General features: G+C 48.5%; 28 protein-coding genes and 1 pseudogene. 11 read left to right on the top strand and 18 right to left on the bottom strand.

Going from position 1 to position 22,247, the window contains the following annotated elements:
* Positions 1 to 62: 62 nt before the first annotated feature.
* Positions 63 to 1,112, bottom strand: coding sequence for a DUF871 domain-containing protein (locus KNP94_RS03290; RefSeq protein WP_215115217.1), 1,050 nt, complete (start codon positions 1,110 to 1,112; stop codon positions 63 to 65).
* 136 nt (positions 1,113 to 1,248) lie between these two features.
* Between KNP94_RS03290 and KNP94_RS03285 the strand changes: the two genes are divergently transcribed.
* A complete protein-coding gene (locus KNP94_RS03285; RefSeq protein WP_214807990.1) occupies positions 1,249 to 1,737 on the top strand; it encodes a DUF4825 domain-containing protein in 489 nt (162 codons plus the stop codon).
* A 92-nt stretch (positions 1,738 to 1,829) separates the two neighbouring features.
* Here the strand turns inward: KNP94_RS03285 and KNP94_RS03280 are convergent, their stop codons facing one another.
* From KNP94_RS03280 to KNP94_RS03270, 3 genes are all read right to left on the bottom strand, one after another.
* Positions 1,830 to 3,203, bottom strand: coding sequence for a PTS transporter subunit EIIC (locus tag KNP94_RS03280; protein WP_214807988.1), 1,374 nt, complete (start codon positions 3,201 to 3,203; stop codon positions 1,830 to 1,832).
* A 13-nt stretch (positions 3,204 to 3,216) separates the two neighbouring features.
* Positions 3,217 to 4,101 carry an N-acetylmuramic acid 6-phosphate etherase gene (gene murQ, locus KNP94_RS03275; RefSeq protein ID WP_215115216.1) on the bottom strand — a complete coding sequence of 295 codons (885 nt, stop codon included), beginning with the start codon at positions 4,099 to 4,101 and terminating at the stop codon, positions 3,217 to 3,219.
* 142 nt (positions 4,102 to 4,243) lie between these two features.
* Complete coding sequence (locus tag KNP94_RS03270) at positions 4,244 to 6,184, bottom strand: glycoside hydrolase family 3 protein (RefSeq protein WP_215115215.1); 1,941 nt, start codon at positions 6,182 to 6,184, stop codon at positions 4,244 to 4,246.
* Between the two features lie 312 nt (positions 6,185 to 6,496).
* On the opposite strand from KNP94_RS03270, the gene KNP94_RS03265 reads away from it, so the two are divergent.
* Both KNP94_RS03265 and KNP94_RS03260 read left to right on the top strand, forming a co-directional pair.
* The gene (locus KNP94_RS03265) at positions 6,497 to 7,159 is read left to right on the top strand and encodes a type 1 glutamine amidotransferase domain-containing protein (protein WP_215115214.1); all 663 of its coding nucleotides are present in this window, start codon (positions 6,497 to 6,499) and stop codon (positions 7,157 to 7,159) included.
* 58 nt (positions 7,160 to 7,217) lie between these two features.
* A complete protein-coding gene (locus KNP94_RS03260) occupies positions 7,218 to 7,502 on the top strand; it encodes a putative quinol monooxygenase (RefSeq protein ID WP_214765759.1) in 285 nt (94 codons plus the stop codon).
* A 54-nt stretch (positions 7,503 to 7,556) separates the two neighbouring features.
* Here KNP94_RS03260 and KNP94_RS03255 read toward each other — a convergent pair whose 3' ends face one another.
* Entirely contained in the window at positions 7,557 to 8,420 is an 864-nt protein-coding gene (locus tag KNP94_RS03255; protein WP_214765756.1) for a LysR family transcriptional regulator, read from the bottom strand.
* Between the two features lie 116 nt (positions 8,421 to 8,536).
* Here KNP94_RS03255 and KNP94_RS03250 point away from each other — a divergent pair, with 116 nt between their 5' ends.
* Complete coding sequence (locus KNP94_RS03250; protein WP_215115213.1) at positions 8,537 to 9,046, top strand: hypothetical protein; 510 nt, start codon at positions 8,537 to 8,539, stop codon at positions 9,044 to 9,046.
* A gap of 56 nt (positions 9,047 to 9,102) precedes the next feature.
* Here KNP94_RS03250 and KNP94_RS03245 read toward each other — a convergent pair whose 3' ends face one another.
* Positions 9,103 to 9,387 carry a hypothetical protein gene (locus tag KNP94_RS03245; protein WP_214845546.1) on the bottom strand — a complete coding sequence of 95 codons (285 nt, stop codon included), beginning with the start codon at positions 9,385 to 9,387 and terminating at the stop codon, positions 9,103 to 9,105.
* A gap of 156 nt (positions 9,388 to 9,543) precedes the next feature.
* Positions 9,544 to 9,873 (bottom strand): winged helix-turn-helix transcriptional regulator, encoded by a 330-nt coding sequence (locus KNP94_RS03240; protein ID WP_012370213.1) that lies wholly within the window; start codon positions 9,871 to 9,873, stop codon positions 9,544 to 9,546.
* Positions 9,874 to 10,202: 329 nt separating this feature from the next.
* On the opposite strand from KNP94_RS03240, the gene KNP94_RS03235 reads away from it, so the two are divergent.
* The 3 genes from KNP94_RS03235 to KNP94_RS03225 are packed head-to-tail and all read left to right on the top strand — an operon-like array spanning position 10,203 to position 12,660.
* Positions 10,203 to 11,405, top strand: a complete 1,203-nt coding sequence (locus KNP94_RS03235; RefSeq protein ID WP_214804791.1) for an MFS transporter — start codon at positions 10,203 to 10,205, stop codon at positions 11,403 to 11,405.
* Positions 11,406 to 11,417: 12 nt separating this feature from the next.
* The gene (locus KNP94_RS03230) at positions 11,418 to 12,368 is read left to right on the top strand and encodes a TIGR03571 family LLM class oxidoreductase (RefSeq protein WP_215115212.1); all 951 of its coding nucleotides are present in this window, start codon (positions 11,418 to 11,420) and stop codon (positions 12,366 to 12,368) included.
* A 13-nt stretch (positions 12,369 to 12,381) separates the two neighbouring features.
* Positions 12,382 to 12,660: a winged helix-turn-helix transcriptional regulator gene (locus KNP94_RS03225; RefSeq protein WP_157898472.1), complete on the top strand. Its 279-nt coding sequence runs from the start codon at positions 12,382 to 12,384 to the stop codon at positions 12,658 to 12,660.
* Positions 12,661 to 12,674: 14 nt separating this feature from the next.
* On the opposite strand, the gene KNP94_RS03220 is transcribed toward KNP94_RS03225, so the two are convergent.
* Entirely contained in the window at positions 12,675 to 13,208 is a 534-nt protein-coding gene (locus tag KNP94_RS03220; RefSeq protein WP_251132586.1) for a class I SAM-dependent methyltransferase, read from the bottom strand.
* Positions 13,189 to 13,419 (bottom strand): hypothetical protein, encoded by a 231-nt coding sequence (locus KNP94_RS03215; protein WP_215115211.1) that lies wholly within the window; start codon positions 13,417 to 13,419, stop codon positions 13,189 to 13,191. The genes KNP94_RS03220 and KNP94_RS03215 overlap by 20 nt, the downstream gene beginning before the upstream one ends.
* Positions 13,420 to 13,564: 145 nt before the next feature.
* Between KNP94_RS03215 and KNP94_RS03210 the strand changes: the two genes are divergently transcribed.
* The gene (locus KNP94_RS03210) at positions 13,565 to 14,470 is read left to right on the top strand and encodes a TerC family protein (RefSeq protein ID WP_215115210.1); all 906 of its coding nucleotides are present in this window, start codon (positions 13,565 to 13,567) and stop codon (positions 14,468 to 14,470) included.
* Between the two features lie 83 nt (positions 14,471 to 14,553).
* Here KNP94_RS03210 and KNP94_RS03205 read toward each other — a convergent pair whose 3' ends face one another.
* Entirely contained in the window at positions 14,554 to 15,204 is a 651-nt protein-coding gene (locus tag KNP94_RS03205) for a BAR domain-containing protein (protein ID WP_215115209.1), read from the bottom strand.
* A gap of 40 nt (positions 15,205 to 15,244) precedes the next feature.
* Between KNP94_RS03205 and KNP94_RS03200 the strand changes: the two are divergent.
* Positions 15,245 to 15,544 (top strand): annotated as a pseudogene (locus KNP94_RS03200) (helix-turn-helix domain-containing protein); the annotation flags it as partial.
* A gap of 133 nt (positions 15,545 to 15,677) precedes the next feature.
* Here the strand turns inward: KNP94_RS03200 and KNP94_RS03195 are convergent.
* The 5 genes from KNP94_RS03195 to sstT form a co-directional block, all read right to left on the bottom strand.
* Positions 15,678 to 15,908 carry a hypothetical protein gene (locus tag KNP94_RS03195; RefSeq protein WP_251131952.1) on the bottom strand — a complete coding sequence of 77 codons (231 nt, stop codon included), beginning with the start codon at positions 15,906 to 15,908 and terminating at the stop codon, positions 15,678 to 15,680.
* 1 nt (position 15,909) lies between these two features.
* Complete coding sequence (locus tag KNP94_RS16105; RefSeq protein WP_214765733.1) at positions 15,910 to 16,035, bottom strand: ankyrin repeat domain-containing protein; 126 nt, start codon at positions 16,033 to 16,035, stop codon at positions 15,910 to 15,912.
* A 147-nt stretch (positions 16,036 to 16,182) separates the two neighbouring features.
* Positions 16,183 to 16,560, bottom strand: coding sequence for a hypothetical protein (locus KNP94_RS03185; protein ID WP_214807970.1), 378 nt, complete (start codon positions 16,558 to 16,560; stop codon positions 16,183 to 16,185).
* A 66-nt stretch (positions 16,561 to 16,626) separates the two neighbouring features.
* Entirely contained in the window at positions 16,627 to 16,884 is a 258-nt protein-coding gene (locus tag KNP94_RS03180) for a hypothetical protein (RefSeq protein ID WP_214765727.1), read from the bottom strand.
* A 330-nt stretch (positions 16,885 to 17,214) separates the two neighbouring features.
* Complete coding sequence (gene sstT, locus KNP94_RS03175; RefSeq protein WP_215115208.1) at positions 17,215 to 18,486, bottom strand: serine/threonine transporter SstT; 1,272 nt, start codon at positions 18,484 to 18,486, stop codon at positions 17,215 to 17,217.
* Between the two features lie 363 nt (positions 18,487 to 18,849).
* On the opposite strand from sstT, the gene KNP94_RS03170 reads away from it, so the two are divergent.
* Positions 18,850 to 19,071 (top strand): hypothetical protein, encoded by a 222-nt coding sequence (locus KNP94_RS03170; RefSeq protein ID WP_214807965.1) that lies wholly within the window; start codon positions 18,850 to 18,852, stop codon positions 19,069 to 19,071.
* Positions 19,072 to 19,120: 49 nt separating this feature from the next.
* On the opposite strand, the gene KNP94_RS03165 is transcribed toward KNP94_RS03170, so the two are convergent.
* From KNP94_RS03165 to KNP94_RS03155, 3 genes are all read right to left on the bottom strand, one after another.
* Positions 19,121 to 19,480 (bottom strand): cupin, encoded by a 360-nt coding sequence (locus tag KNP94_RS03165; protein WP_215115207.1) that lies wholly within the window; start codon positions 19,478 to 19,480, stop codon positions 19,121 to 19,123.
* Positions 19,481 to 19,567: 87 nt separating this feature from the next.
* Positions 19,568 to 20,539 carry a LacI family DNA-binding transcriptional regulator gene (locus tag KNP94_RS03160; protein WP_215115206.1) on the bottom strand — a complete coding sequence of 324 codons (972 nt, stop codon included), beginning with the start codon at positions 20,537 to 20,539 and terminating at the stop codon, positions 19,568 to 19,570.
* Positions 20,523 to 21,416, bottom strand: a complete 894-nt coding sequence (locus KNP94_RS03155) for a Cof-type HAD-IIB family hydrolase (protein WP_215115205.1) — start codon at positions 21,414 to 21,416, stop codon at positions 20,523 to 20,525. The genes KNP94_RS03160 and KNP94_RS03155 overlap by 17 nt, the downstream gene beginning before the upstream one ends.
* 231 nt (positions 21,417 to 21,647) lie before the next feature.
* On the opposite strand from KNP94_RS03155, the gene KNP94_RS03150 reads away from it, so the two are divergent.
* Complete coding sequence (locus KNP94_RS03150) at positions 21,648 to 22,226, top strand: histidine phosphatase family protein (RefSeq protein ID WP_214765701.1); 579 nt, start codon at positions 21,648 to 21,650, stop codon at positions 22,224 to 22,226.
* Positions 22,227 to 22,247 lie beyond the last annotated feature (21 nt).

The raw sequence follows: 22,247 nt of genomic DNA, 5'->3' as shown, positions 1-22,247 counted from the left end.
CGCCGAGCATATGCAAGGCATGGACGTCTCTTCTTACGTGACCTGCTGTTAGGCCACTACGATCAGCACCATTCGATTTGAAACCGTCCCCCGGGTCCAATCTGTTGCAGCAACGGCCGATCCGCCTCGATCACGCGACCGATGACATTGACCCGTTCGTCGCCCGCAAGATTCCGTTTCGTGACTTGCAATTCGCCGGCGTACCGTCCGTACTTAAGATTGTCGATCGTGATCGAGCCGACAGGCCGGTCTGATACGGTCGCGGGTTCTAATAATCCATTGCCCGGCCGACCGGAGCTACGCGACTCGACGGACCGGATGACGTCGCGTGCCGGATCCAGTCGATTCGTCTGTACGCGCGTCAACAACGGATCACCGCTTGGACCCGTCGCCCGGAGGACAATGATTCCCTCCTGATAGGCAGCAAACTGGTTCATCGTGCTCGCCGACAAACCCGGGTCCCCAATCAGAATCCGGTCGACGGATGCTTGAAGCTCGAGATAACAGGCAAACGGTGATCTCCTGCGGTGGACTTCGAGCGTCGGTAACGTTTCGTAAAGTGGACCACGCCGTTGTCCGTCTCCCGGAATGAACGCTTGGACACGGATTCCCTGCCCACGGAGCCATTCATTTTTATCATTGAACCAGCCCAGATCGAGTCCTGTTTCCGGTCGCGGATAATAGTTGTGCCAGGCCTCGATCTGCTCAAGGACAAGCCCCTCTGCTTTCATCGCAGCGAGCTCTTCTGCCGTCAATGTACTAGCGTTTAAGGCGACCATCATCTGTTTTGACAAGTCCGCGACCTGCTTCGGTGTCACGCCGTAGTCGACCCGCAGTCCGGTCACGCCCCATTCGATTAAGGTAGCAGCATCGTCCCACGTCTTGCCGAGTGCGGCAAGCGAACTCGGTGCGATATCCGCGACGAGTTCCATCTCGAGCTCCCGAGCGAACGCCCCGAGGTCCCGCAAGCGCTCCGTATACAGCGTCGGGTCGTCTTCCGGAATATGTAATGAGGTAAAGATTGAGGTAAAACCAATTGTCCGCATCTGCCGGATGTTGTCTTTCGCCTCATCAGTCAATGGTTCACTTAAATAAACGGCGAGTCCTTTCATCTGCTTCACTCCTCTTGATTGACTGGATATTTGCTCTTAACGAATTGTTACTAAAGTACCAATATAAGAATTTTTTAGGAGGTATTCTACAAATTATGATACCATGAGGAGGAGATACTTAAAGGAGCGATTATCAATGAAACGAATTTTAATCCCATTGCTGTCGATTGTCTGCCTCGTACTGATTTGGAACGGCTACAGCCAACGTGCTGATTCAAAGGTGGACCTGTTCCACTACAAACATACTTATGTCGGCGATAACAGTGCTGTCGGAACGATCGTCAAGCAATTGGCACACCATCAAGAGTTGCGACAGATCGCTCTTGAAACCAAACAAACACCGTACGGAATCACTTTAGACTATAAAGAAATTGAGACAGAAGAAGTCGAACAAGAAATCAAAGAAACGGTCTTGTATAATGCAACCTATCTCTTTGCACTTGTCGATAATGTCGACCACATCACCTTTTCGTTCCCGGACTATACCTTCAAGGTGACGCGGGAACAGCTTGATGGGTGGTACAACACGCAACTCAGCACAATCGAACAGGAACAGGACTTGAAAAAGCTGATCCGGAATCAGCTGAAGTCCGATAAATCAGTGAATCAGTTTTTTGCTCATTGATTTTGAATGGGCCGGGAGCCAAAAAAAAGATGGAACATCACCTCAACCGTGATCTTCCATCCTTTTATTTCTTCTGAAATCCTCTATCCCCGTTAAATCCCGTCTGCCATTTCCTCCTTAAAGCCAAACCAATACGTAAACAGGAACCCTGCCGCGTATGAGATGACGAGACCAGCGATATACGTCAAGTACATCCCGTTATCAATCAACGGTGTCAATGATAGACCGGATACACCGATTCCAAGCGCCGTCGTCTTCATCGTCGCCTGGAACGCGCCACCGACGGCCGCTCCCATACAAGCCGTCAAGAATGGACGACCGAGCGGCAACGTGACCCCGTACAATAGCGGTTCACCGATTCCGAGGAAACCGACCGGAATCGCCCCCTTGATGATGTTACGTAAACGCTGATTCCGCGTCTTGACGAAAATCGCCAGTGCCGCCCCGACTTGTCCGGCACCTGCCATCGCGAGAATCGGTAAGAGTGGCGTATCGCCAATCGTGTTCAGGAGCTCCAAATGAATCGGTGTCAAGCCATGATGGAGACCGACCATGACGAGCGGCAGGAAGAATCCGGCGAGCACGGCACCGGCGAGTGGTCCACCGACTTCAAGCGTTGCATTGATGCCTAACATGATGCCGTCGGACAAGATGCCGGCGACCGGCATGATTGCATAAAGTGCCGTAAAGCCGACAATCAAGACCGTAAACAGCGGTGTAAAGATGATATCGATCGAGACCGGCATGAAGCGGCGGATGTGTTTTTCAAGATAGGTCATCAGCCAGGCGGCAAAGATGACACCAAACAACCCACCCCGACCGACGACGAGCGGTTCCCCGTAAATAACGATGTCGACGAGTAACGGATTAAATAGAATCCCGCCGGCAATCGCTCCGAGGACAGGTGTGCCGCCAAACTCCTTCGCCGTGTTCCAGCCGACGAGGATCGCTAAGTAGGCAAAGACGGTACTTCCGAGTAACAATAGAATCTGCATCCAGGTCACTGTTGCATCGACTCCGGCATTCTTCGCGAAGTTCGCTCCGCCGTTGATGATTCCGGATGCGACCAGTCCCGGGATGAGCGGGATGAAGATGTTCCCGATCCGGCGTAAGAAGCGCTTGAACGGGGACTTTTGTTTCTCTTTAACTTTTTGCCGTTCGATCGCGGCCCGTTCCTCGAACGTCAAGTTTTCGTCGACCGATTCCTCACCGATTGCAAGTCCTGTCGTGCGGCTGAGATGATCCGCGACCCGGTTGACCGTCCCCGGTCCGACGACGAGTTGTAACGTCTCGTCATCGATGACACCCATGACACCGTCGATTTGTTTAAGTGCCTCGATGTCTGCTTTCGTCGGGTCTTTCAGCGACAACCGGACCCGTGTCATGCAGTGGGCAAGTTGCCGAATGTTATCCGTTCCCCCGACCTGTGCGAGGATGGCTTCCGCCAAGATTTCTTCTTTTTTCATCTTTTATCCCCCCTTAAAGTGCATCACGGACGAATCCGTTTGCGCGGTGCAAGCGTTCGACTGCTTCATCATACGATATGTCGGCTAAAATCATCACGATCGCCGTCTTGACGTGACCGTTCGCCGAAGTGAAAGTACGCGCTGCCGTCTCTCCGTCAACCCCGGTCGCTTCGACGATCATCCGTTTCGCACGGACTTCTAACTTTTCGTTCGTCGACTGGACGTCGACCATCAAGTTTTGATACACCTTTCCGACGCCGATCATCGCCGCCGTCGAAATCATGTTCAGGACAAGTTTTTGTGCCGTGCCTGCCTTGAGTCGAGTCGAACCGGTCAAGACTTCCGGTCCGGTTTCGACTTCAATCTTGTACTGCGCGTGCTTACTGATGACTGCTTGTTTGTTACAGGACAGGGCAGCCGTCGTCGCACCGACTTCGTGTGCATAATCCAGTCCGCCGATGACATACGGTGTCCGTCCGCTCGCAGCGATGCCGATGACGGTGTCGTTTACGTTTACTTTAAGTGCCTGTAAATCTTCGACGGCAAGCGTCTGACTGTCTTCCGCCCCTTCGACGGCTTGAATCAGTGCCCGTTCGCCACCCGCAATCAGTCCGACGACCATGTCCGGCGAGACACCGAACGTCGGCACACATTCCGCCGCGTCGAGGACACCGAGTCGTCCGCTCGTCCCGGCTCCAATGTAGATTAGGCGCCCACCGGCCTGAAACGACGTAATGATCTGTTTGACGACTTCTGCAATCACCGGAATCTCTTGTCGGATGATGCTCGCAACTGTCGTATCTTCTTCATTCATGACACGCAGAACCTCTTCGACCGCCATGTCGTCCAGGTGCATCGTTCGTGCGTTTCGTCGTTCTGTCGCTAATTTATCTAACATCGTCAACACCCTCTCTACTCACTATGTAACCCTTAAAAAACTTTAGTTTACTCCACTTAACAAATCATTAAAATTTTATTGCAAAAAAAGTCAATAGCGAAAGCCCAATCCGATTGATTGAGCTCACCTATTCCCTTTACACTTACCGGTTCCAGTTCCGGAACCCGTCTCCAAACTCGAGATGAAGCGCCTCTTTAAACAGACCGTCCTCAAATTTCGGGACATCGACCGGCAGTTTTCCCTGTGGTTTCACTTCACCAAATATGGCACGGATTCCTGCCAGTAAATTCGGTCCGGCCGATTTCGTGTTCCCGGCTTCCGAATCCGGTCCATTCGGATCTCCTTTGAAACCGTAGACAAGCAGTTGCGCTTTCGCGTCCGGTTGCACGGCGACATCATACGGATTCCGGAGACTGAGCAGGACGGACGGTGTGTTGGTCCGTTTCGCCTGACGGAAGACTTCCGCCGGTACATAATGATCCGCCGCCGTCGCTTTCAGCTTGTCACTGTTGTTGACGTTTGAGCCGACGATGATGTAGTCCGCCGCATCCAGCTTTTCCTGCAGATTCGGATTTTGATCCAGGTGCGGCGTCGACGCCGTATAATTTTCCGTCACGATGTTGACGTGTTTCAGGTTACCGGCGTTTTTCTCAAGCGACCGGATCGTCTTGACCATACTGTCCGTCTGATCTTTTGCCGGTGACAGGACGAGGATCGTCTCGCCTTTCTTCGGTTTGAGCGGCAGTGTTTTCTTATCATTCTTGACGAGCGTGACCGCGGCTTCCGTCATTTCTCGTTCAAGTGCTTTATGCTCCGGACTGCCGACGACCGTTTTTGCTTGTACGAGTTTTTCGTCGAGCGTCGCCGCGTCGACTGTTTCGTTCCAAATGCCGCGTTTTGCTTTGAGTGTCAAAATTCGTTCGACGGATGCGTCAATCGTTGCTTCCGATAATTGACCGGCTTCAACGGCTGCAATCACATCGTCAAAAATCGTCTCCAGTTTCGTCAGATCGTTCGCAGATCTTAAAATCGTCGGCATCAAGGCGATATCGCCCCCGGCCTGAAACGTCTTGATGACGGCTTCCGACTCCGTGAAGTTGTCGGCAATCGCCTGCATGTTCAAGGCATCGGTGACGACAAGTCCGTCATAGCCGAGTTCTTCGCGCAGGACACCGGTGATGACGTCATCCGACAACGTCGCCGGTAACGGGAACGTCCCTTGTTTTGACTCGACGACCTCATCTTCAATTTGCGGCATGCCGATATGTGCCGTCATGATCATGTCGATGCCTTCCGCAATCGCCCGTTTAAACGGAATCAGTTCAAGCTGTTGTAATGCTTCAAGTGATTTATCGACGACCGACAGACCGTAATGCGAATCGACCGCCGTATCCCCGTGTCCCGGGAAGTGTTTCGCCGTCGCAACGACCCCTTGCTCCTGGATGCCGTGTGTCATCGCCGAACCGAGTTCCCCAACCAGGTTCGGATTACTCGAAAACGAGCGGACGCCGATGACCGGATTGCCCGGGTTGTTGTTGACGTCTAGGACCGGACCAAAGTTGACGTTGATGCCGAGGGCCTTCAACTCGGACCCGATGATACCGCCTGCCGCTTCCGCATAAGCCGGACTGCGGGTCGCCCCGATTGCCATGTTGCCCGGTAAATTCGTCCCCGTCCCGAGGCGTGTCACGATGCCGCCTTCCTGGTCAATCGTCACGAACAGCGGAATGTCGTTACTCGCGTCACTTTTGATGACTTCCTGCAAGTCATGGACCAGTTTCGTCGTCTGTTCCGTTGCACTGACATTTTCCGCAAACAAGATGACGCCGCCTAAATCAAACCGGTCGATGACCCGTCCGACTTCCGGTGCCAGCTGCGTATGGTCGCCCCCGTCCCACAGCCGGAAATCCGGCATGATCATTTGTCCGATTTTCTGTTCGAGCGTCATCTGATCGAGTTGTGCGTCGACCCGCTCCGTGACGGAGGTTGTCGTTTCCGCCGCGACCGGTTGCATCGGTAGCGACGCAGCGAGTAGCGCCGTCGTCAATCCGAGTGTTGCCGTCCAGTTGAGTTTCTGTCCCATGTGCTCAGCTCCCCTTTTGTTTTAACCCCTGCTTGACCTGCTTTTACATCCACTGTTTAGCGTTTTCTAATCGCCGTTGGTACTTCCCCTGCGTTCACCGTTAGTATAACAAGCACTTTGAATAGAAACAATGTTTTATTTGAAAGCGTAATCAAATTAAAATATTGTTTCTATAGACGTTTTCCTTTTCTACAAACTTATCTATAAATTTATTTATGGATAGCTCTATTTTTATTAATTTGTTTTTACATCAACTACGCGCTATTCTAATCACGTAGCGAATCACTGAACACATCCAAGGAGGAAATAAACATGAGTAAACACGTATTAATGGTCGTCACAAACGCCAGCGAAATGAAAGAAGGACATGCGACCGGCATTTGGTTATCCGAGTTCGGTGAAGCCTATGTTGCGTTCCAAAAAGCAGGCTATACGATTACGGTCGCCAGTCCAAACGGTGGACTTTCGCCAATCGACGCCCGCAGCCTCGAAGACGAAGTACCGGCAGACATTCAAGCGACGGCTCCATTGCTCGAAAACACACTCGACCTGAAATCCATCAGAGACTTCAGCGCGTTTGATGCCATCTTCATGCCGGGTGGTCACGGGACGATGTTTGATTTACCAAACAGTGATGCCTTGAACCACGCACTGCGGACGTTGTTTGAAGCGGGTAAAACGATTGCTGCCGTCTGCCATGGACCAGCTGGACTCGTCAGTGCGACATTGACAGACGGAACACCACTCGTCTCCGGTAAAACAATCGCAACATTCACGGATGAAGAAGAACGCGCGACAGGACTCGACATCTACATGCCGTTCCTGCTTGAGACACGTCTCCGTGAACTTGGTGCGAACATCATCGTCGCCGACAACTTCACAGAAAACGTCCAAGTCGACGGGAATCTTGTAACCGGTCAAAACCCGCAATCTACAGTTGCCGTCGCAAATGCCGTCATCAAGACGCTTAACTAATCCACAAGGGACCCGCCTATATTCAGGCGGGTCCCATTTATGAAAGGAGATAAAAGCAATGGTTATTCTCATCGCCCAGATTCAGGTCAAGCCAGGGCAAGGTGACGCGTTCCTTGATGCCGTCAAAGCAGTCATCGCCCCGTCCCGTGCAGAAGCCGGTTGTCTGCAGTATACCTTCCACCGTGAAACCGGTGCATCAGACCACTTCGTCTTTTACGAACAGTGGCAGGATCAGCTCGCCTTTGATGCACATATCGCCTCAAATCATTATCAAACGTACCGGACACAGACTGCAGCGTTGGTTCTTGACCGGAAACTGACTTTCTTAGACGAAATCATGTAATTTCGAGCAGAACTTAATACCTTTCATTAAAAAAGTAGGATCCCCAATTGGATCCTACTTTTTATGTTGCAGGGCAGCTAAAATATCGAGTATCAACGGATCATGCCGCGACTCCGTCCGGTACGCCATGTAGATGTGGTTCGTCGCAAAACGTTCCGGTGCGATGACTTGAATCGTTTCGTCTTTAAGCGCTTGACGAATCAAATAATCCGGCAACACACTGACACCATGCGAAGAAGCAACAGCTTTTAATATGGCATCGACGTTCGGCAACACCATCTCCGGTCGAATGTCCGGCCGTTCTCCAAACTGTGTCTGGTAATAACGGCGGATGATCGGCAGTTCGAGTCCGTAACTGATCCACGGCTGTCGATCCATCCAGCTCTTCAAATCATCGTCCGGTTGTTCCCAGGCGTAAGGGGCGACGAGGAAAAAGGTTTCGTCAGCAATCGGGACATACTGAATACCCGGTTCCTCGATTCGTTTCGTCGAGATGACAAAGTCGAGTTCACCTATGGCGAGCCGCTTCAGCAATTGGTCGGTCAAGCCGAAATCGCCGATGTACTGGGCGAGATCAAGCGGCAGGACCGGAATCACTTCGTGGGTGATGAACTCGGTCGGTCCACCGAACTTCAACAGCGGACGCACTTGTTCACCTGCGACATATTTCATTTCGAGCGACAGTTCTTCCAAGCGGTCAATCAAACCGACGACTTGCGTATACAGCTCCTTGCCGGCATCAGTCGGAACCATCTGCCGCGGGGCGCGAATGAACAACGAGCTTTGCAATTCCGCCTCGAGGGCCGCGATATGCTGGCTAACGGCGGGTTGCGTCAAAAACCGAATCCGTGCGGCCGCTGAGACCGAACGTTGTTGGTACACATGGATGAAGCTCCGGTACCATTCAAAATCTATCATTGTGTTCGCTCCTTTTCCTGCGATACTTTAAGTATAAGGAGCCGTCAGGCATTAGACAAATAACATTTCAAGCAAACATCCATAAGAATATTTATAGTCGGAAAGGATTGATCCAGATGAAAAAATTCAGAGGCAAACGGCGCTACTTCCGAAATCTTCAAAAAGAACAACAACTCAGCGCCCATCCGCTCGATTTCAGTCCTGACAGCTGGTTCGATTTTTGGCACGTCCACCTCGATTTTGACGGACACGGAAACGGTCACCTTAAGATGCGAACAGCACATGTCCAGGCCTTGTTTCATCTGATGGATGAGTTAAACACCGCTCTTCAAACGTGGGGACAACCGTACCAGCTCTGGATCGAACTGTCCCAGCTGGATGCAGGATCGGACGCGGTTTTCATCCATACAAATAATCCGAACGACGATAATTTTCCTTTTACCGATTCAACGTTAACGGATCTGACCGAAAGATTGCCGGACTATTTGCAAACCATCGAGGGTTTGGAGCAATACCAAATCCGGTTGTCCGAACGAATCACGTATGATCCGTTCGACGACGAACCGGAAGAAATCACGGATCACATTCTCGTCATCGAACGACGAGGGAGTCGTCACCCTCTTTAACCACGTACATACGGATGGTCCTATGAAAGAAACCGTCCGTCGATTGCAACTGACCTTTATATTCTTTTGAACATCATTTTCGAACCGGCAAGGAACATGATCAGAAGTACGCCGCCGAATATGAGATTGATCAGCCAAGGTAATGTTCCCATGAACACTTCTTTAGCCGCACCGTTGAACCAGTAAGCTAGAGCCGCAAACAACACCACGCTCATCAGCAGGATAAACGAAAAGCCACTGTCCTGCTTTTGTGTTTTCTTGGCAATCCCGCAACCGATGAGAAAAACAACCACTGCTCCAGTTGCAAAATAAATGTAAAACCATGCATCGACAGACAGCATAAACGGACCACCTCCTATTAAGAAATGAATTTCCTTAATAAGGAATTTGCCGTTTTAATCTCTAATCCTTTCGCACGGTCAAACACTTCAATCGTACTAACAAAAACGACCGCCTGAAATCAGGACGGTCGTTTTGTGTTGTCATGTAGCTGTTCTTTAAGAAGAAACGACTTCCTCACCCGTCAAATCGATATGTCCTTCACCCCACGCACACATGGCGTCGAGAATCGGACGCAATGACCAACCGTAGTCGGATAAGGAATAGATGACTTTCGGTGGGACTTGTTCGTAGACGGTCCGGATGATGACACCGTCCTGTTCAAGCTCGCGCAATTGCTGCGTCAACATTTTTTGCGTGATGTTCGGCATCAGCTTTTTCAACTCACTCGTGCGGCGTTCCCCTTTGATGAGATGGCACATGATGACGACTTTCCATTTGCCTCCGATGACTTGCAGCGTCGCTTCGACCGGAATGTTATAGGCCATGCTGATTCTTCCTTTCGATTCTTGGAGTACAGCGGGACAGGTACTTTTTAGTGACTATCGTACTTAAAAGTGTGTACTTCTCAAGTGCATTTGATGGGTTTATGATAACAACTGTCAACAGAAAGTACAAGTTGCTTTCGTCCATTGATTTGATGAAAGTAGGTAAGGTACTTTTTAGTGCCTATGGTACTTGAAAGTGCGTACTTCCTTAATTCAACTTGCCATTCTATGATGGGATGCAGAAGCTTCTCCTTTTCATCAAGCAGACTGGGCCCGGTCTGCCGGCAACAAACTGTTTTTTATTCATTTCAACCTTAGGAGGAATTATCATGAATCAATTAAACCCCCGTTCCGAACAGGAACAGGTTCCTAAAAACGGTCGCCTCGCCCTGCTTGCCCTCGCAATCAGCGCTTTCGGCATCGGAACAACAGAATTCGTCCCGGTCGGATTGCTTGCTGCCATCGCCGGTGACTTAAATATCGGCATCACTCTTGCCGGGTTGATCATTTCCGGTTACGCGATTGGCGTCGCCGTCGGTGCCCCGATTCTGACTGCTTTAACGAACCGGATGAACCGGAAAACGTTACTGATGGCATTGATGGTCATCTTTATAGCCGGTAATCTCGTCTCTGCCGTCGCTCCCAGTTTTGAACTGTTGATCGTCGCCCGTTTTATCACCGCATTCTCGCACGGTGTCTTCTTCTCGATTGGTGCGACGATTGCCGTTCAGCTCGTACCGGCAGATAAAAAAGCCAGTGCCATCGCCTTGATGTTCACCGGACTGACGGTCGCAACGGTTACCGGCGTCCCGCTTGGTACGTTCATCGGTCAAGCGTTCGGTTGGCGCGCGACGTTCTTCGCAGTAGCCGCATTAGGTCTTGTCTCAATCATCGCCAGTTTCTTCTTAATTCCAAAAGACTTGAAACAATCCCCACCAGCGAAGTTTTCCGACATGTTTAAATTGTTGACGAACGGGCGCTTGATGCTCGGTTTCTTAATCACTGCGCTTGGTTACGGTGGAACGTTTGTCGCCTTCACCTACTTGACGCCGATCATGCAGGACGTCACGAAAATCAGTCCGAGCCTGATCAGCATCATCCTGCTCGTCTACGGCATTGCCGTCGCGATCGGCAACGCAGCAGGTGGAAAACTCGCCAACGGCAATCCGATTAAAGCATTGTTCTATATGTTCATTTTGCACGCCATCGTCATGATCGCCTTGTCATTCATGATTCCGTTTAAAGTCGCCGGTATCATCGGCATCATCTTGATGGGACTTCTTGCGTTCATGAATGTCCCGGGACTGCAACTCTATATCGTTCAGCTCGCTGAAAAATATGTCCCGGCTGCCGTTGATGTCGCGTCTGCGTTAAACATCTCCGCCTTTAACATCGGGATCGCCCTTGGTGCAACGATCGGCGGACTTGTCGCCGACACGATTGGACTCGTTCACACACCGTGGGTCGGTGGCATCATGGTCATTCTCGCCGTCATTTTGACTGCCGTCTCCCGTCGTCTCGAACACCAGTAAGGAGGAAATTTCATGTTTGACAATCATACCAGTTACCAGCGGATGTACCGGGAAGGTGAGCTGACGCTCGGTCTCCACATTCCGCTGGAGAATTTTAAGATGCAGACACCGACCCTCGCGAAACAAATCGAGCTGGCACAAAAAGCCGATCTGTTTGGTTTTACAACCCTTTGGTTACGCGACGTGCTGTTGAAAGATCCTTATTTTTTTGATCCTGCCGTCGGTCAAATTTATGACATGTTGATTTATGGTACTCACCTACTCAGTCAGACGAAACAGATTGCCCTCGGAACATCTGCTTTGGTCCTGCCGCTCCGTCACCCGTTACGGGCTGCCAAAGAACTCGCGACGATTGACGCACTGTTCCCGGAACGGCTGATACTCGGTGTTTCGTCCGGCGACCGGCAAGCGGATTTTCATGGTCTCGGAATTGATCATCCGAGTCGGGGTGTCCAGTTTAAAGAAGCGTTACGCGTGATGGAGCAAGCATTGTATACGGACTACCCGACGATTCAGTCTGAGTACGGCGACGTCACCGGTGCGACACTCGTGCCGCGACCACAGAAGCGGATTCCGACGATGATTACCGGGTTTGCCCAACAAAACATGGACTGGCTTGCAACCAACGGGGACGGCTGGATGTATTATCCGCAAGGACCTTTGGAACAGGCAAAAGCGATTGAGGATTGGCGCCGGACGAGTCAAGACGCCGGAATAACCCGGTTCCGCCCGTTTTCGATGCCAATGCATCTCGATCTATCTGCTGATCCGGATGAAGAACCGACACCGATCCGACTTGGATTCCGAATCGGACGCAATCGTTTGATTGAACTGCTCCATCTCTACCGTGATCTAGGTGTCAATCACCTTTTCTTCGCCCTGTTCGACAGTGAACGATCGGCGGAAGAGGTCATTGATGAACTCGGAACCTATGTTTTGCCGCACTTCCCGCCGTTACGTTGAGGAGGTGTATCACATGACATCTGATATACGCGCACTTGACCATACGGTCCAGATCCTCGGGACCAAGTTCGAGATGCAGATTATTCGGGTGCTGTTGCAAGCTCCCTGTTCCTTCGAACAACTGACAGCAGTCGGATCAGCACATTCCACACCTGAGTTGACCGTTTGTCTCGCGCAACTCGAACAACGCGGAGTCATCGAACGACCGGCATCCATCTATCGTCTGACACCAATCGGCGAGAGTTTGCAGCCCATCTTTCACGCCATCGAAAAACAAACCCGGCATCCGTAAATGGATGCCGGGTTTTATGTCGTCGCGACGAGCGTGAATTCCCACGGGATGTTTTCGCCGTTCCAGCCCCGGTGCTCGTCCAATTGTGCGAGGGTGAAGCCGTTCCGGATGACCGTGTTTACGATCTCACTCATCGTATAGTGCCGCAGCATCACTTTCGGAAACTCCGTTTGCTCAGCGGGATCAAAATGTGATTGATAGGCGATTTTGTCTTCGTACACATCCTGATCGAAATAACGCGGGATGTACGTGTCTTCATCAATACAATGTTTGATCGGGTGATAGTCGCTTAAAATCAGCTTCCCGCCCGGCTTGAGCAAGGCAAACAAAATCGCCGTGAATGCCTCCAGGTCATGAAAATAATGTAATGTCCCGCCTTCAAGATACAGGACATCAAACTGATGCCGGTACGTCTTCAAATTAATTTCATAGATATCTCCAACGATATACTCGAGGTGCGTCCCGGCACAGGCGGCAAGCTCAAGCGCATAACGGCGGTTTTCTTCCGAGATGTAGAAGACCGTGACGTCAGCACCGAGTAACGCCAGCGGAACCGCTTTGCGCCCGTTCGATCCGCAGAGATTGGCAATTTTTTTTGCCGGTAACCTCTTTAAACAAGTGCTGATGTTTCTTCAGACTCGCTTTCGGGTCGTTCCTGATTGCTTTCGCCTTGTCCGCCGGCGATCCATCGCGTTGATTCCAAAATTCATAAGCCCGGTATTCCCAGGCGGTTTTGTTGATGGCACTTGTTTTTTCCATACCAATCTCCCCTTTTGATTTTAAGACGAAAAAGTGTCTGATTGATTTTATAAACAAAAGCAGCACACTTCCTTCTTTACTTTAAGTTCATTTGAACCTATAATTTAAATATGAACAGAACACCACTTAAAAGGAGGAAGCGCTGTTGACACTATTGATTGTATTTTTAGCGATCGTCTTCATCATGCTCGCACTGGATCTTGGCGTATTTCACAGGAAAGCTCATGAGGTCTCGCTCCGCGAAGCCTGGACGTGGACGTTCGTCTGGATCGGACTCGCCGTCGCCTTTGGCGGTTGGTTATTTTATGCGCAAGGCAGCGACGCTGCCATTGAGTACACGAGCGTCTATTTCATCGAAAAGGCACTTGCGATTGATAACGTCTTCGTCTTCTCACTCGTCTTTGCGTACTTTGCGATTCCGTTGAAGTATCAGCACAAAGTCCTGTTCTGGGGCATTCTCGGTGCCATTCTCTTCCGCGTCATCTTCATCGTCGCCGGGGTGTCGCTCCTTGAGAACTTCGCCTGGGTCTACTACATCTTCGGTGCGTTCCTCGTCTACACCGGTTACATGATGTTTAAGAACATCGGGCAGGAAACGTCGCTTGAAGAGAACAAGACGGTCCATTGGCTTGAAAAACGTTTGCCAATCACACAAGACATCTCGTCCGGTAAGTTTACGCAGCGAATCAACGGCAAATTGTTCTTCACACCGCTGTTGATCGCGTTGATCTTCATCGAAATCTCGGATATCGTCTTCGCCGTCGACTCGGTCGCAGCAAGCTTTGCCTATTCGCGTGACCCGTTCATCATCTTCTATGCGAACATCATGGCAATCCTCGGACTCCGCAGTCTCTACTTCGTCCTCGCGAACCTGATCGACCGCTTCTATTACCTGAAGCACGGTCTCAGCTTCATGCTCGTCTTCATCGGAGCGAAGATGATTCTCGGTGATGTCTACAAAATGCCACTCTGGATGTCGCTCGGTACGATCGTCCTCGTCATCCTGATCAGCGTCTTCTACAGTTTCTATAAAACAAAGCCAGGAAAATAATTGATGACAGGAAAGGGAGAATGATTCTTCCTTTCCTGTTTGTTTACGTAAAAACAGCATCCCGGCAGGATGCTGTTTTATATTTACTTCTTCATATACCGTTCAATGATTTTCGTGTACAATGCGTCTAATCGGGCGTTTTCCTCGACGACGATCGTGTCTTTCGCATACGTAAAGAGTTCGTTCGCTTCTTCGAATTTACCGGCGTAAATCAACAGGAACATCTTGCCACGCGTGTCCCCTAACCGTTCTGACGATTCTTCCCGCGCGTTTAACATCCGTTCACTGTTAAGGTCGATAATATCCGCTTTTGCATCCTTGCTGTAATGGTTTTCCGTTATATAGTTGTCCAAGCGCGTGAGATAGTCACGGTAGCTGATCAGCGTCAACACTTCGCTGATTGAACCGTACCGGCTTTCAAACGAGAGGATTTGTTGTTGCTCATAGTTTGTGATGACTTTGTACAGGGCTTGGCCCTGTTTTAACAACGCTTTTGATTTCGCCTTCAAGCGCGCCGTTTCTTTCTTCAAGGCCGCGACACGTCGATCCGTTATCTTTTTCTCCTTCGCCGTGTTCACTTCAGGAATGAATTTTTTTAGTGCTTTGACTTCTTTGACCGCAGCTGCATAGTCTTTTTTATACGACTCGACTTTTTTATCAAAATCAGGTGAGAATACGCCCACTTCTAAACGGTCCTGGTGAAGCCCGAGTGAAAGTAGGAGATGAATCGCCACCCTCTCTTTCGGGTATATCCGTTGTAAGGAGGTGAACATCATGTTGACACACAAGGCCTACAAATTCAGAATCTACCCGACAAAAGAACAGGAAATCCTGATTGCGAAGACGATCGGTTGTTCGCGCTTCGTCTTCAACCACTTTTTAGCGAAGTGGGATGAGACGTATAAAGCGACAGGTAAAGGAATGTCTTACGGTTCTTGTTCAAAAGAACTTCCGTTGTTGAAGCAGGCGTTCGACTGGCTGAAGGAAGTCGATAGCATGTCTGTGCAGACGAACGTCAAACATCTTGTTAATGCCTTTGACCGCTTCTTCAAGAAGCAGAACGAACGACACCGCTTGCTAACACATTCCGTAATGTTACTTTTTTCATATGAACCGACCCTTTTAAATTAAGTATATATAAGGATAAATATCCCATTCTTTATTTTATCACTTGACATTTGAGTCGACCTACACTTTTTAACCGTTTTCACTTTAATTTATCTTCCGGGATGAGGAGATAGATGCCGACAATGATCAAGATGCCAAATAAGACATAATCCATTACCGGAAGACCGCCTCCCCAAACAAGATCCCCCTCATTCGTAGCGATATATGCGCCTGCTTCCGCAATCGTGTCTGTCATTTTGTCGAGTTGGATAATCAGCATGCCAAACAAGATCGTTTGTACAAGAATAATGAGACCAATCCATTTTTTCATCTTATTTCCCCCTATGTATGGTTTGTAACAGCTTAATGATTTCCGAATACCGGTGTTTCAATGCAAAGTCGAGCGCCGTTCGCCCTTTTGCATCCTGATGATCCCGCTCTGCACCGTGTGCCAGCATGTCCGTCAAGACCATACTGACTGGCGAGCATCAGCGATGAGCCAGCTAACGCAAACAGGAAAAGTACTCCTGACCAGCGATAAAAGCGCTCACGTACTGATTTCCCTTCGAGATGCATCGGATAGAAAATCATCAGAACGACGAGCGTCATATACCCGGGATTGGCAAGATACCTGTCAGCGTCAGTAATCCGCTCAACATGACGAGAACAGCGCTCAACATGCGTAATTGAATGATCCGTCGATCTGCGCGGTATTCAATCGCTTCTGATTGCGAAAACGTTGAGCGCATATAGCCGTCTTCCAGCTTCTCACGAATCCATTCTTTTTTCTGACGATAGGCGACAATCGTATTTCGACAGGGTACGCGGACAGTCGACGACTCTTCATTGATTTCCATCATGTCTTCACTATTCTTTATCTGTTCTTTGCGGGCAATCCCTTCCCGGTAAAACAATATTCGTCCTTCCTGGTGATAGACGATGTGGTGCACTTGATTGTCGATTTGTTTTAATAATTGAATCATTGTGCTCTCCCTTTACTTCGATTTATGTACTACTTCCAAAATGAGTCAATTCCTCATCTCAATCGTTTACCAGACAGAATTGACATAGTACAGTACGAACAGTCCTCCTGCGATACATATATAACCGTACTGTCTGACGGTCAACGAACAAAAAATGATCGTTCCGATTGAGAGTAGAATGCCGAACACGAATGAATCGATGTTGTCGACGTAACTCCCATTTCCCTCTAACGGCGTCTGCTTCGCATGCTTCGACCGGATGAAGTACGTTCCTACTATCAATAAGAAGAGACCGGCAACAAGACCGATGAATGGTAAGGTCATAAATATTTCCTCCAAGATATGTATCGTGTTCTATTAGTAGCTCGGTTCGTTTCATAAAAACATTATACTACTAACAAATACGATATTTTCCTTTATTAAGTTTCATTTATGAAAAAAAACCCAAATATTTTACTCAGGCAGATGATGCTCCCTACCGATACCATTTCCTCACGCTAACGTTGAGCGGCCCTGTCAACACCCATTCTTGGAATACGACATCCATGTCAATCAAGGCTGGCCGATCCGTCTAAAGAAAAAAGGTTAAAACACATCCCATTCGGGTGGTTTTAACCTTTTTTTGTAGCATCACCGATACTATTTACAATCGAGTCAGCTATTGACGACTTTTTCAGCTGTTTCTGCAGCCATGACCGATCGGTTGATTGACAGTTGTTCCCCTTCTCTTAAACGTTTTTTGAATTCAGCTGTCGCCGTAAACAGAACGTCTGTCGAAGAGTTAAGACCTGTCTCAAACGAATCTTGCAAGACTCCGATAATGAAACCGACGGCTACAACCTGCATCGCTATATCATTTGAAATACCGAATAGACTACATGCGAGCGGAATCAGGAGGAGTGATCCGCCTGCGACACCGGAAGCCCCGCACGCACAGACCGCAGCCAGGACGCTTAAGATGATCGCTGTCGGAAGATCGACTTGGATGCCTAACGTATTTACCGCTGCGAGCGTTAAGACGGAAATCGTAATTGCCGCGCCACCCATGTTAATTGTCGCACCGAGCGGGATGGAAATCCCGTATGTTTCTTTATCAAGGCCAAGCTTCTTACAGAGTTCCATGTTGACCGGAATATTTGCTGCCGAGCTCCGTGTGAAGAAAGCCGTAATGCCGCTCTCACGAAGACATTTGAAGACAAGCGGATAAGGATTTTGACGAACATTGATGAATACAAGCAGCGGATTGATGATCAGTGCAACAGCGAGCATAGAACCAATCAAGACGAGTAATAAATTGAGATAACTAAGCAAAGAGCTGAGACCATTTTCCGTGATCGCTCCGATGACAAGCCCCATGATACCGAGCGGAGCGAGCTTGATGATCCATCCGACCACTTTAGCGATCGCGTCCGAGAAATTCGAGATGAACGTCTTCGTCGTATCCGAAGCATTTTTAAGCGCTAACCCTAAGACGATGGCCCATGCTAGAATACCGATGTAGTTCGCATTGATTAACGCGTTGACTGGATTGTCGACCACATTCAAGACGAGCGTCCGGAGAACTTCGACGGCATTCCCCGGAGCAGTCAGTTCTTCTGTATTTTGAGTCAGAGTAATATCTACCGGGAACAGGAAGCTAAACACGACTGCCACGATTGCTGCTAAGAACGTACCGAGAAGATACAAAAAGACGATTGACTTCATGTTCGTCTGCTGTCCTTTTTTATGCTGGGCAATCGACGCCATGACGAGGAAGAAGACCAGGACCGGTGCAACTCCCTTCAACGCGGAAACAAACAGTGTTCCAAAAATCGTTAAGGATTTTGCGGCTTCAGGAATCGATACAGCTAAAATAATACCAAGAATCAAGCCGATTGCAATTTGTTTCACTAAACTGATTTGGTTCCACATCTTCAACACTTTCATACTTTCCCCTCCAGGCTTAAAGCAAATAAATTATTTAGAATTTGAAAAACGACGATTTTCTCTTTTATCCAAAAAATTAGATAATATATTCGTTCATTTTTCTAAAAATTCTCTCAGTTTGTTGTCCTCTATTTTTACACAAAACCTAAGAAATAAAAACTAGTTTTTTGCAAGAGAAACGATTCATTTAATCTGCTGCTTTAATCGAATACGGATGCAATCGGTTGCATAAATACAAAAGGAAGACCCTCTCGTTACGAGACATCCTCCCTTGGCTTTTCTTTTTTTTCGTTAAATTTTGCACTTAATATTAAAATTCGTCATATACTAAAAGAAGAAATGAAAGACGAAAGGAAGATTTGTATGTGGAAACCACTTTTATTTTTTTCTGTTTGGCTCAGTATTACCGTCCCACTTCTGTTAATCGCCGTCTTTACAATCTTCCAATCGCTTCTTACTTTTGATCAGAGCGGCATCATCATGCTCGGTATCCTCTTTGTCGTCACGGTCGGAAATGTGTACCTCGGCACCCGGGTTTGGCTGTGGATTGAAGATAAACTGTACAAACGAAAGCATTTTATGTAAAGTAACTGAACTAAGATGGTTTTAAAAGTTTTTCATATTTAGTTAACACTTATATTTTCTTCAAAGATGTTAATGATGAAGTGATTAGCTCTTCGCTTTCTATAACGATTGCAGTCAACCCCGTATCTGTTTTAGTTTCATGCCATTCATCTTTATCCCAGAATACGGCTTCCCCACTATGAACTTTGATATATTCATCCGTCTCACCTTTGACCCAGCCTTCTCCGTTTACAACTACAAGAAGCTGAGAAACAACAGCCTGATGATAACCGATTAATCCATCCTCATCTAAATGCACACATCCGATATGTGCTACTTTGTCTGTCTGTGTAATACGTGACATCACAAAATCAGAGTCGAACTTTGTAATTTTCTTACCCACTTCTTTTTTAAATTGATAGATTTCCATATAATCCTCTCCTGACCAACCGCTTTTGAATATGACCGCTTTGAGAAGATAAACCGCTACGTTTACAAGCTTTACAACTTTCAAGTATCATGTCGTTTCACGCACAATCAGCTCGAGTGGAATCGGCTGACAGATGGGAGGCTCTTTTCCCGCAGCCAATCGATCGAGCAGTTGGACCGCTTCTTTTCCGAGTCGTTCAATCGGTTGGGCAACGGTGGTCATCCCCATTGCCTCCGCAATCGCCTGATTGTCAAAGCCGGTCACAGCAAGCATATCCGGAATTTTAATACCTTCTTGTTTCGCCTGATGAATGATGCCGGCAGCGACATAATCGTTTCCGACAATCATCGCAGTTGGTCGGTCTGTGAGCGTCAACAACTGATTCATGACCTTTTGTCCATCGGCAAAGGAATAGTTCTCCTCAAAATACCAATCCGGCGAAACGAGTAGTCCGTGTTCCTGAACGAACGCTTCGAAAGCATGACGGCGAATCAAACCAACTCCGCTCGCCGGATTTCCGAGACACAGTCCGAGAGAAGAATGCCCCCGTTCCACTAGATGAGATAACACTGCTAAGACTCCGCTTTGATGATCAACAGCGACCTGCGCGAGACTTTCTTCCCGCTGTTCGCAGATTACGACCGGACCATCGCGTCGAACACGCTCAAGTGCTTCCGGCGGACTGACTGACGATCCGATGATCAGCCCGTCGATTTGTTTATGCCGCAGTTGTGTAAACGACAGCTGTTCCTGTTCCCTGTCACTAAACGTTTGATGAATCAGCATCGAAATGTTCTGTTCGGCACAGGCAATACCGATGCCCTCGATCAGTTGACTGAAAAACGGATGGTTGATTTGCGGAACCATCACACCGATGACATTTGTTTTGCCACGCGACAAATGAACCGCATTTTGATTCGGCCGATAATCCAGTTGCTTCATTGCCCGTAAGACGGCCTCCCGTTTCTCAGCAATGACATACGGCTGATTGTTCAACACACGGGAGACCGTCGAGCGGGAAACGCCGGCTTCCTTTGCGATTTCAGTAATATTTGCCATCCTGTACTCCTTTATGTCCGACTTGAATCGAACGGAACGTTTCTAACGCCATGGCAACTCCATCGTCATCATGATGTCCTGTCTTGTAAGTCGCCAGTCGTTTAACGGTGTCTTCCGCATTCCCCATCGCAATACTTGTCCCGGCCACCCGAAACATCGGCAAGTCATTGTGATGATCGCCGATCGCTACGGTTGCTGTCAGTAGAATTCCCATCCGTTCAGCAAATTGTTGCAACGCCATTCCTTTATCACTTCCGCTCGCCGTCACCTCAAGGTTAAATGGGCCAGAGCTTGTAACGGTGCAGTTTCGTGACGACAAGTCATTTTGAATCTGTTTAAGTACGACTGCTTTCGGACTGACAATCATGATTTTCATGACTTGCGTGAAATTGACATCAGAGAAATCCGTTACTTCCCGGACGCCATACTGCGTCAATTGAGGGTGCACGGATTTAAGAAATTTGTCAGCTTGAAACGACGGATTGGTTCCTTGTTCTTCTTTGATTTTTTTCATCAACTGATCCGTCGCGTCATACGTCATCAGAATTTCATCTTCCAAGTAAATTTGAAGATATACGTTCTGCTTCAGCAAGCAGTTCAAGATGGCTTCACTCTCATCAGAGGGAACATAAGTATTTTTCCGTATCGGTTCTCCTTCGTATTCTGCCCGGAGTTCTGCTCCGTTTGAACCGATGATTGGACAATTGAGTTCATGGAACCGTAACAGGTGCGCTGCGTCAAACGCGGCACGTCCTGTCGCAATCACGACGATGTCTCCATTCTTCTGGCATTGCTTGACCGCTGAGACATTTCGTTCTGAAATTATATGAGTTGAGTGTAACAACGTGCCGTCTAAATCAATGGCAAATAAGCGCATGGTGTTCCTCCTTGCGGGATAATGTACTGTTCGTCTTCAGTATAGATTCTGAAACGCATCCCAGAGCAACCTCTTTGTTCCCATTCCACATAGGTTAAAATGAATGTCTCTTTTTTGTGAAATGGCTCATAATTAATCAAGTAGGGCTTTAATCTGCTTTGTCAGCTGTATCCTTTAATTTTTACCTCACCAATCACTTTACTCCATCACAGAAAGGCGGGTTCCGCTTCTATGACAACTGTTTACTTTGTAAGGCACGCTGAATCTCCGAAAACCGATTTGGATGAACGAACACGAGGTTTAACTGATGGCGGACAAATGGCTGCACAACACGTCACAACCTACTTAAAGGATAAAAAGATTGATCTGTTTTTCTCCAGTCCCTATCAGCGTTCGTTGTTGACGATTGAAGCGGCAGCGCATTATTTCGGGAAAGACATCTTGATTGAAGAAAACTTACGGGAATGTGCCTTTTCCGGACAACACCAGACGATGCCGCAAGCTGACGTCTATCCGCTCGTCCAACAGATGTTTACTGATCACGATTTTTCTCGCGACGGCTCGGAAACATTTCAATCCTGTCAGCACCGTGGAATTCAGGCATTGATGTTGATTTTGCAAAAGAACGCTGGAAAACGGCTCGTCATCGGCACGCACGGTTTCATCATGACTGCGATTTTTCACCACTTTGATGCTATGTACGATTTTAATTTTCTTCGCCAAACGACAAAGCCGGATATCTATCAACTTACCTTTAAAGGAACAGAGCTCGTAAACATGTCACGCATCACGTTATCTCTTTACGATTGATGAGACGTGATGAACTCGAGC

The organism is Exiguobacterium sp. s80 (assembly GCF_018618725.1).
GTDB lineage: Bacteria > Bacillota > Bacilli > Exiguobacteriales > Exiguobacteriaceae > Exiguobacterium_A > Exiguobacterium_A oxidotolerans.
The sequence above is the reverse complement of the archived record's forward strand: the minus strand, read 5'-3'. Positions and strand labels throughout refer to the sequence as shown.